This window comes from Streptomyces acidicola, from assembly GCF_009377235.1.
GTDB classification, from domain to species: domain Bacteria; phylum Actinomycetota; class Actinomycetes; order Streptomycetales; family Streptomycetaceae; genus Streptomyces; species Streptomyces acidicola.
The window spans coordinates 39,874-48,114 of record NZ_VMNX01000044.1 but is presented as its reverse complement, the minus strand read 5'-3'; the positions used below and the strand labels follow the sequence as shown (position 1 = coordinate 48,114).

4 protein-coding genes, 1 tRNA gene and 2 pseudogenes are annotated in these 8,241 nt (G+C 70.4%); 3 read left to right on the top strand and 4 right to left on the bottom strand.

What is annotated here, in order from left to right:
• Both FPZ41_RS14825 and FPZ41_RS14820 read right to left on the bottom strand, forming a co-directional pair.
• Positions 1-109 (bottom strand): annotated as a pseudogene (locus FPZ41_RS14825) (sugar ABC transporter ATP-binding protein); the annotation flags it as partial.
• A 339-nt stretch (positions 110-448) separates the two neighbouring features.
• Positions 449-1,855, bottom strand: coding sequence for an RNA-guided endonuclease InsQ/TnpB family protein (locus FPZ41_RS14820; RefSeq protein ID WP_152862793.1), 1,407 nt, complete (start codon positions 1,853-1,855; stop codon positions 449-451).
• Between the two features lie 174 nt (positions 1,856-2,029).
• Here FPZ41_RS14820 and FPZ41_RS14815 point away from each other — a divergent pair.
• Positions 2,030-2,108, top strand: a tRNA-Thr gene (locus tag FPZ41_RS14815).
• 435 nt (positions 2,109-2,543) lie between these two features.
• Complete coding sequence (locus FPZ41_RS14810) at positions 2,544-3,923, top strand: BTAD domain-containing putative transcriptional regulator (RefSeq protein ID WP_322620241.1); 1,380 nt, start codon at positions 2,544-2,546, stop codon at positions 3,921-3,923.
• 48 nt (positions 3,924-3,971) lie between these two features.
• Here FPZ41_RS14810 and FPZ41_RS48255 read toward each other — a convergent pair.
• Positions 3,972-4,121 (bottom strand): annotated as a pseudogene (locus FPZ41_RS48255) (hypothetical protein); the annotation flags it as partial.
• A gap of 398 nt (positions 4,122-4,519) precedes the next feature.
• Here FPZ41_RS48255 and FPZ41_RS14805 point away from each other — a divergent pair.
• Complete coding sequence (locus FPZ41_RS14805; RefSeq protein ID WP_152862789.1) at positions 4,520-5,173, top strand: LuxR C-terminal-related transcriptional regulator; 654 nt, start codon at positions 4,520-4,522, stop codon at positions 5,171-5,173.
• Between the two features lie 29 nt (positions 5,174-5,202).
• On the opposite strand, the gene FPZ41_RS49885 is transcribed toward FPZ41_RS14805, so the two are convergent.
• Positions 5,203-8,190 (bottom strand): helix-turn-helix transcriptional regulator, encoded by a 2,988-nt coding sequence (locus tag FPZ41_RS49885; protein WP_322620240.1) that lies wholly within the window; start codon positions 8,188-8,190, stop codon positions 5,203-5,205.
• Positions 8,191-8,241: the final 51 nt, after the last annotated feature.

The following is an 8,241-nucleotide window of genomic DNA, read 5'->3' as shown; positions in this document are numbered from 1 at the left end:
CCAGGACGAGGAACTCTCCGTCCTCGATGTGGATGTCGAGCGCGTCTACGGCGGGCTTCTCGGTGCCCGGGTAGATCCGGGTCGCCTTGTCGAACGAGACAGTGGCCATGGGTCGCAGGCCCCCTTCTACCGGCAGGAACGTGCCGGACGATCCGTTGTGGAAGGTGGTGCCACTACGGGTGATTCCGTCGTGGTTGGTCCACGTGGGTGGACTGGATCAGGACGGTACCTGGCGTTCACCTGGTCTGTCAGTAGTCCGGTGGCTGTGAACTTCGGGGGAATTTTCGACGGGGCAGAGCCACGCACTTTTGGCCTTGACTGAGGCTTCCCGCTTCAGCGCCCACTGCCGACCACGCACAACCCTGAAGAGCTGTGCCTGACCGGTCTCACACGGACTCCACAGGCATTCCGGCCGACGGCCCGTCGGTCCGTACCGCACCGGCCGCTCCTACGCGGCCAGCAGACACTCCTCCAGCTCCGACGCCTTGATCACCGTCGGCGCCTTCTTCTCCGGCGGCAGTCCGGCCGCCACCAGCCAGTACAGCCGCATCCCCTCGTCGCGGAGATTCACGGCGGCGTTCACGTCGCGATCATGGACCACACCGCACTCGGCGCACGTCCACTCCCGAACCGAGACGTCCATCTTCGGCCCCTTGGCGTGACAGGCCGAGCACCGCCGGGTCGAGGGGAAGAAACGGTCGACGATCACCAGCGTCCGGCCGTACCAGTCGCACTTGTACCGAAGCTGCCGTAGCAACTCGCCCCACGCGGCATCGAAGATCGCCTCGTTCAGCTTCGCCTTCCGGCGCCTCCCCTTGCCGCGCGCCGCACGGAGCAGGGTCACGATGGACAGGTCCTCCACCACAAGCACTTGGTTCTCGCGCACCAGGCGGGTCGTGAACTGGTCCAGCATGTCCCTGCGTACGTCGCTGATGAGCGCGTAGAGGCGTGCGATCTTCTGTCTGACCTTCTGCCGGTTCTTCGATCCCCTCACCTTCTTGTGCAGCTCCCGCTGCAACCGCGCCAGCTTCTCCGCGTACCGCTTCAACAACCGCGGATGATCAAGCTTCGTCCCGTCGTCCAGCGTCACGAGCGACGCCAGACCCAGATCCAGCCCCACCGCCTTCGGCGCCCGCGAATCCGGCTCGAACGCGGCAGGCAACAGCGCTATGCGCTCCTCCACCAGCGTCGATACGAAGTACCGGCCGGCTCGATCCCGCGTCACCGACAACCGAACCGGGACCGTCCCGGCAGGCAGCGCCCTCGACCAGCGGACGTCCAGCGGACGCGCCTGCTTGGCCAGCGTGATCAGCCCCGTACCCGGCCGCTCCAGATCCTCGACCCACTTGAAACCCGTACGCACATACGTCGCCGTGTCCCGGGACCGCCCCTTCTTCTTCCGCTTCGGATACCTCGCCTCCCCCTTGAAGAACCGACCGTACGCCTGGTCGAGATGCCGCAACGACTGCTGCAGAACCGTCGACGACACCTCTCCCAGCCACGCCGTCTCCTCTGCCCGCTTCCAACCGGTCAGCGATCGGCATGTCTCCGCGAAGCCCACCTTCACGTGGTGCTGCTCCCAGGCCTTGGAACGCAGAGTCAGCCCTTCGTTGTAGACCCACCGACAGGCACCGAACGTCCGCCCCAGCTGCTCGGCCTGCTCCTCCGTCGGGTAGAAGCGGAACCGGTACAGACGGTGGAGGGTGTCGGGTTCCTTGACGTGCCCCTTCAGTGGAGTCGCCTTGCGTGTGTGGTGCTTGCGGCGGTTGCCGATGCCGAGCGCCTCGCGCTTGATGCGCTCGGCCTCCTCGCCCTTCACCGCTTTCGGCTTCGCCTTCTCCGCAGACTCCCCCATGATCCCTCCCCGACGATCCGATCTTCGGAACAGCACGTCAGACCGATCAACGAACGGGTGCACGGATGGTTACGCACAGTTTTTGGATCTCTTGAGCGGCGAACTTCGTGGCTTGGGGAAACGGGCTCTGTGTACAGTAGAGCCGCCTTCGCGTGCGGCGTTGTGGCGCGCGGTGCCTCCTTAGCTCAGTCCGGCCCAGAGCGGATCACTTGTAATGATCAGGTCGTCGGTTCGAATCCGACAGGGGGCTCCAACAGAGGGACAACCCGCCGTGAGCGGCGTGATCTCGTGGTTTCGGCCATGGTCGAGGTTCCGTGGCGGGCTGGTGCTGGTCGAGGGCAGATTCCGGCCCGGCTCGTCACAACGCGCACAGCACCGTCAGGCCGACGTTCCGGGTGCCGCTGCGAACAACAGGCGGACAACAATTGAGCAATCCGCCGTTGGTTGGCTGCTTTCGGGAGGGCTCGTAACGCCGGGCCGTCCGCCAGGACGATGCCTGGCTGCACGACATCCGCAGCCTCAGGCGGCCGGGCGAGTGCCTCGTCCCGCGTAGCGGCGGGTGCCGGTGTCCGCGTCTGCCTGGCGGCAGTTCCGGTGGTTCTGTGACCGTCCACTCGCGTATCTCGCATGCCCCCATGCGTGTGGTGAGGCCCTGCTTATGCGGTGCCGCCCAGGAGGGGCCCACCAGGTGAACTCACGTCTCGGACACGCGATGCGCTTCGGCGTGCTCGGCCCTGTCGAGGTGCTGCGCGGCGACACCTCGCTCGATCTGGGGCCCCGGCAGCGCCGGGTGCTGCTCGTGCGCCTGCTCATCGAGGACGGCCGCCCCGTCTCACTGGACAGTCTCTGTCGCGATCTGTGGCCGTCGGACCAGCCGGCGAGCGCGGTCTCCTCGGTGCGTGCCCACATCAGCCGACTGCGCGCGGTCCTCGATCCGGTACGGCAGGGCCGGTCCACCCTGCTGGCCAACGGCCCGGCCGGCCAAACCCTGAAGGTGCCTCGCGAAGCACGGGACACGGCACTCTTCGAGGACTCAGTGGGCAGGGCGCGTGCGGCGCTGAGGGCGGGTCAGCTTTCCGTTGCCCGGCAGGAGATCGACGTGGCGCTGGGGCTGTGGCGCGGCGAGCCTCTGGCCGAGGTTGCCGAGCACGCCTTCACGATGCGCGAGAGCGTGCGGCTCGGCGCCGCCCACCAGGACGCCAAGGAGTTGCAGACTGCGATCCTGATCCAGCTCGGAGAGGCGGAGCAGGCGATCGACGTCGCCGAGAGCCTTATCCTCACGGCCCCGCTCCGTGAGACGTGCTGGGCGCTGCTGATGCGTGCGCTGTACGCGACGGGACGGTCGGCCGAGGCCCTCCGGCAGTACGAGCGGTTTCGCGAGATGCTGGCCACGGAGCTCGGTCTGGACCCCAGCCCCGGGTTGAGGGACCTTCAGACCGCGATCCTGCGGCACGACGCTGTTGTGCTCGGCACGCCTCGCCCCTCCGACCCGGCTGTGTTTGGGTCCGTCGCGTCTGTGTCCGTTGCGTCTGTGTCCCTCGCTTCTCCTGCCGCGGTCCCCGGCCCTGCCTCTTCCCGCAGTCTTGCCGTCACGCCCTTCGTGGGCCGGGGCGGGGAGATGGCGCAGCTCACCGCTTTGCTGTCGGACGCGGCGGTGGGGTGCTCCCCGTGGGCCGTGGTCACTGGGGAGCGGGGTTCCGGGAAGACCCGGCTGCTGGAGGAGCTGTCCGTCCGCGCCGCGGCGGCCGGGTTCACCGTGGCCCGGACCAGGGCCGGCCAGGCGCTCGGCGGGAACCGCGGGATCTCCCGGACCGGCCCGGTCTTCCAGCTCCTGGACGCGCTGCGGCAGGACGGGTCCGACTCCAGTCGGGACGACGTCGCGCAGAAGGAGCCGCTCGGCACGCTGGTCCGTGAGCTCACGCAGGAACCGACGCTGTGCGTCATCGACGACCTGGACCAGGCCCGGCCGGGCTTCCACAGCCTGCTGCGGCAGCTCCTTGAACTCGTACCCGCCGGCGCCGGCGCCGTCTTCCCAGTCGTCCCGTGTGCCGTCGGGTTCGCCCCGTAGCTCCACCACATCGCCGCCGGCTGTGCGGCGATGGCCGTAACAGTTCGCCATGTCCGGCGAGAAGCCGAGCGCGGGCTGCGCGCCGTCCGCCGTGCCCCAGGACAGGTGCTCCGGCGTCACGCCCGCGCTGTCGGACACGTGCACCAGCAACCGTGATCCCGGCAACCACTCCGAGGAGTCCCACGCGCGCCACCACATACGAAACGCGAACACGGACGCATCGTCCGACACCTGCCGCACCTGTCCTCCTCAGCGACCACGGCGCGGGAGACGTATGCCCGACGCCGTCCAATGGAGCGGCCGTAGCCGCCTGTTCACCCCCCGCCTCTCCACTCGCGCCGCGCCACATCCAGGGACAACTGCCGCGGCAGGCACCTGGCGGACGCCTGGGAGGGCCGTCGATTCCGCAGGTCAGGGCGCGCTTCTCAGGTGTGGCGGCCAGGGGTTGAGCCCGGTGCGGGGAGCGCGGCGTACTGCTCGTGCCAGGTTTCCCTGTGCTTAAGGGAGGGAGGGCCGCACGACGGCTGCGTACCAGCCGTGCATGGCAGCATCAGGGCATCGAGCTTGTGGACGACCGTATTCGCGATGGGGTGCGTATGCCTCAGCAAACACTTCAGCAGGCACCTACCGGCACCGTACGTGTGGCGATCAACGCACCCGACTACCTCACCCGCGCCGGACTGGTCAGCTGTCTCCAGCACGACCGTCGTCTCAGCGAAGTGCGGCCGGGGGAGCACCAGAAGGCCGACACCGTCGTGGTGGCCGTGGACGTCGCCGACGGGTCCACGCTGGATCTGCTGGCCGGCCTCCGCGAGGGGTCCCGCGGTCGCTTCGTGATGGTGGTCGGGAGGCAGTGGCGGGCCGATGTCTCCGCGGCGGTCGGCCGGGGGGTCCGTGCGGTGCTGTGGCGCAACTCCTTGACACCGGAGGCCTTCGTGGGCGCCCTGCTCACCGTCGCGGCCGGCGGTACGAGCCTTCCGCCCGCCCTCCGGTCCACACTGGTGGAACATGTCCGGTCCACCCGGAGGGACGTCCTCCCCGCGCGACCTCCGAGTGCGTCCGGAGTGAGCCCTCGTGAGCTGGACGTGCTCCGCCTGATCGCCGAGGGCGAGGAACTCTCGGCGATCGCGGTGAAGCTCTCGTACTCCGAACGCACCATCAAGTACATCCTCTACGGCGTGATGAACCGCTTACAGCTGCGCAATCGTCCGCATGCCGTCTCCTATGCGATACGCGCCGGTCTCATCTGATGCCGTCCCGGGCCAATGGGGCGAGGGGATCAGCCGCCGGACCTGGTGTCCGTGCCCGCCGGGTCCCCGGGCAGCAGCCCGAGCCGTGCCAGGTTCCCGTCCAGCCAGGCCGCGGCAAGCTCCGCCCGCGAGCGGCAGCCGGTGCGCTGGAACAGCCGCGTCAGGCGTTGCTCCACGGTCTTCTCGCTGCAGGCGAGTCCCACGGCGATCTGCCGGTTGGTCGCGCCGTCGCTCACCATGCGTACCAGCCTGACGTCCTGTTCGTTCAGGTCCTCCCTGGCGGGACGGAGCCTCGGCATGGCGATGTCTCTCCGCTGTGCGGCACGCATGAGCTCGGTGCGGAAGGGGCGCCCGATTCCGAGCCTGTGCATCTCGCGTGCCGCCTCGTTCAGCCACGGCCGGGGATCGTCGGCGGTGTCCGTCAGGCACTGGCAGCAGTACACGCTCAGGTGAACGTCGCCCCGGCGCTTCAGCAACAGGTAGGCGGTCAGTGCGCTGTCCGCGTCGCGGTGCGCCGTGCCCCGTCCGATGAGCACCGCCTCATGGGTCATGGGGGAGGCCACCTCGTCGTGCAGCGCCTCCAGTTCCTCCAGAGCCTGACGCACCGTCTGTGGTGCGTTCTCCTGGGCGGCGAACCACAGGATCCGCAGCAGCACCCGCTCCACACCGGCGAGCAGGCCGGCCTTCCGCGCCTGTCGTACGTCGTGCCACGCCCCCTCCAGCGCCTCCTCCGTCCGGCCCGACCAGTAGCGGGCGCCCAGCCGTGCCCGTGCCACCAGAGGATGGGTGACGGTGTCGGGTATCCGCTCCAGCCAGGCGCGGGCGCGTACGACGTCCCCGCGCATGCAGTGGATTTCCGCGGCCAGCGCCCGCGCCGGCTGGGCGGCGCCCGCCGTACCGTCGGACCGGCTCCGCACCTCGATGTGACGGGCGGCTGCCAGTGCGGCGTCCCAGTCCCCCGTCAGATAGTCACGCACCATGGCCCGGTACCGGGTGGCGACACTGTCCCCGGCCGCGCCCCTGGCCGTGACGTACCGGTCACCGAGGACGGCGGCGAGAGCGCCGGCCAGGTCTCCGTAGGCGGCGGCGTCGCGCAGCCGGTCCAGGGCGGGTTCGTTCGTCGCGTCGGGTGGCAGGTTCCGCCGTGCCGCCTGCAGTTCGGCATGGCTGCCCACCGCGGCGGTCACCAGGCGTAACTCGGCGGGTGAGGGCAAGGGGCCGGAGCGGTGCCCTGGAGCGGTCGCGTCGGCCCACTCGTCGACGGCGACCGACTCCGGGGCGGGGTGCGCGGCCGATCCCGGTGGGTGTGCGGCCGATTCTGGCGGGTGTGCGGCCGATTCCGGTGGGGACGTGACCGGTCCGATGCCGTAGAGACCGGCTACTGCCGCCAGTCCGGCCGCCGCGGGCAGCCGTTCCAGTGCCTCGCGGTAGCGGGGGTCGGCGTCGTCGGCGTACGGGGAACGGTGTTCGTGAAGTGCCGCCAGAACCCATGCGCCGGCGACGGTTTCCAGGCCGTCGGTGTTCTGGGCCTTCCGGGTGTTCTCGGCGTCCGGCACGTCCGCCGCGTCCAGCGCGTCCACCGCATCCAGGCAGGCGAGCAGCGGCTCTCCGATCGCCAGGAGGCCGGAGTGGTCGCCGTGCCGCAGGCTCAGGCTGCTCGCCTCGTGGAGCACGCCCGGCGTCCGCTCGTCCTGCGGCGCCAGCCGGCGAAGCGCCGAGGAGTAGGCGCGGACCGACAGGGGCCAGTCGGCCCGGGCGTCCTCGCGGGCCGCGGCCAGCAGCAGCGGCACCGCGAGCCCGTCGTCCAGCCGCCGGCCGGCGGCGGCGACCTGATCGGCCAGCCAGGGGTAACCGCTGCCCGCGGCCTTGGCACCCAGCCGGTCCGTCACCGGGGTGACGAGCCGCGCGTACACCCCCCGCACGTCGCGCCGGGTGGGCAGTGTCCGCAGGGCCGCCCCGAGCGCCGGGACGGCGAACGACAGGCGTCCGTCGTGGTCCGCGGCCGTCAGTACCCGGTCCGCGACCAGCCGGTCCAGCTTGCGCTCGGCGGCCCGGACGTCGGCCGGCGGCTGCAGCCTGAGCACGTCTTCGAACCGTATGTCGGCCTGGTCGGTCACATGGGCGAAGACGATCGCCGCCTCGACGATCTCCGGGTCCGGAGGGGCGTCGGGCCAGGCGATCCGGACCAGTTCGGCCGGCTCCGTGGTCAACCGCAGCCGCCTCTCCGGAACCGTCAGGCACAACTGGCCGTCGAGTTCCAGCAGGTCGTGCTCATCGAGGGAGTCGAGCACCGACAGCACTGCCCGGGGATTGCCCTCCAGTGGGCCCAGCCCACGCGACACGGCGTCCGCCAGGCCGGGTTCGGCGGGGTGGCCGAACCGTCCGGCGATGTGCGTGGTGACGAGCGCGGCGATGTCGGCCGGCTGCAAGGGCGGGAGTACGAGCACTTGGTCGGCCGCGGCCGTCAGTTGCGAGCGGGCGGCGTCCGCCGCGTACCCCGGCCGGCCGGTCATCACCACCGGTACGCCCCGTGGGCGGAACATACGCAGCAGCAGCCCGACATCCTCGGCGATGCGCCGCGGCATGCGCTCGACGCCGTCGACGAGCAGCGCGAAGGGGGACTGGCGGGCCGCCTCCGTCAGTGCCTCGCCGATGGTGGCCGGTCCGGACAGCGGGGCCTCCGCGCCGTCCCGTTCGGTGGCACGCAGCTGTGCTCGGCGGGCAGCGGTGAGACGCAGCGGGCCGCTGTCGGGGTTCTTGACGGCCAGGCCGCGGCCCGCCCCGGCGGCGAGAATCACGTCAGCGGTGTCCTCGGCGCCTTCCCAGCCGAGCCGCAGAACCCTGGTGCCCTCCTGGACCGCCCTACGCCGCGCCTGCTCCACTACAGCGGTCTTGCCCGTCCCGGCGCCGGCGGTGACCAGCAGGACACGCGCCGAGGCACCGGTGGCGGACAGGGTCTCCACCACTGTGCGGACTTCGCCGTCCCTGCCGATGACAGGTCCATGGGGCTGCTGCACGACGACTCCTTGCTCGCCTCGTTCCCTCCTCCGGCTGTGAGACGGCTCTCC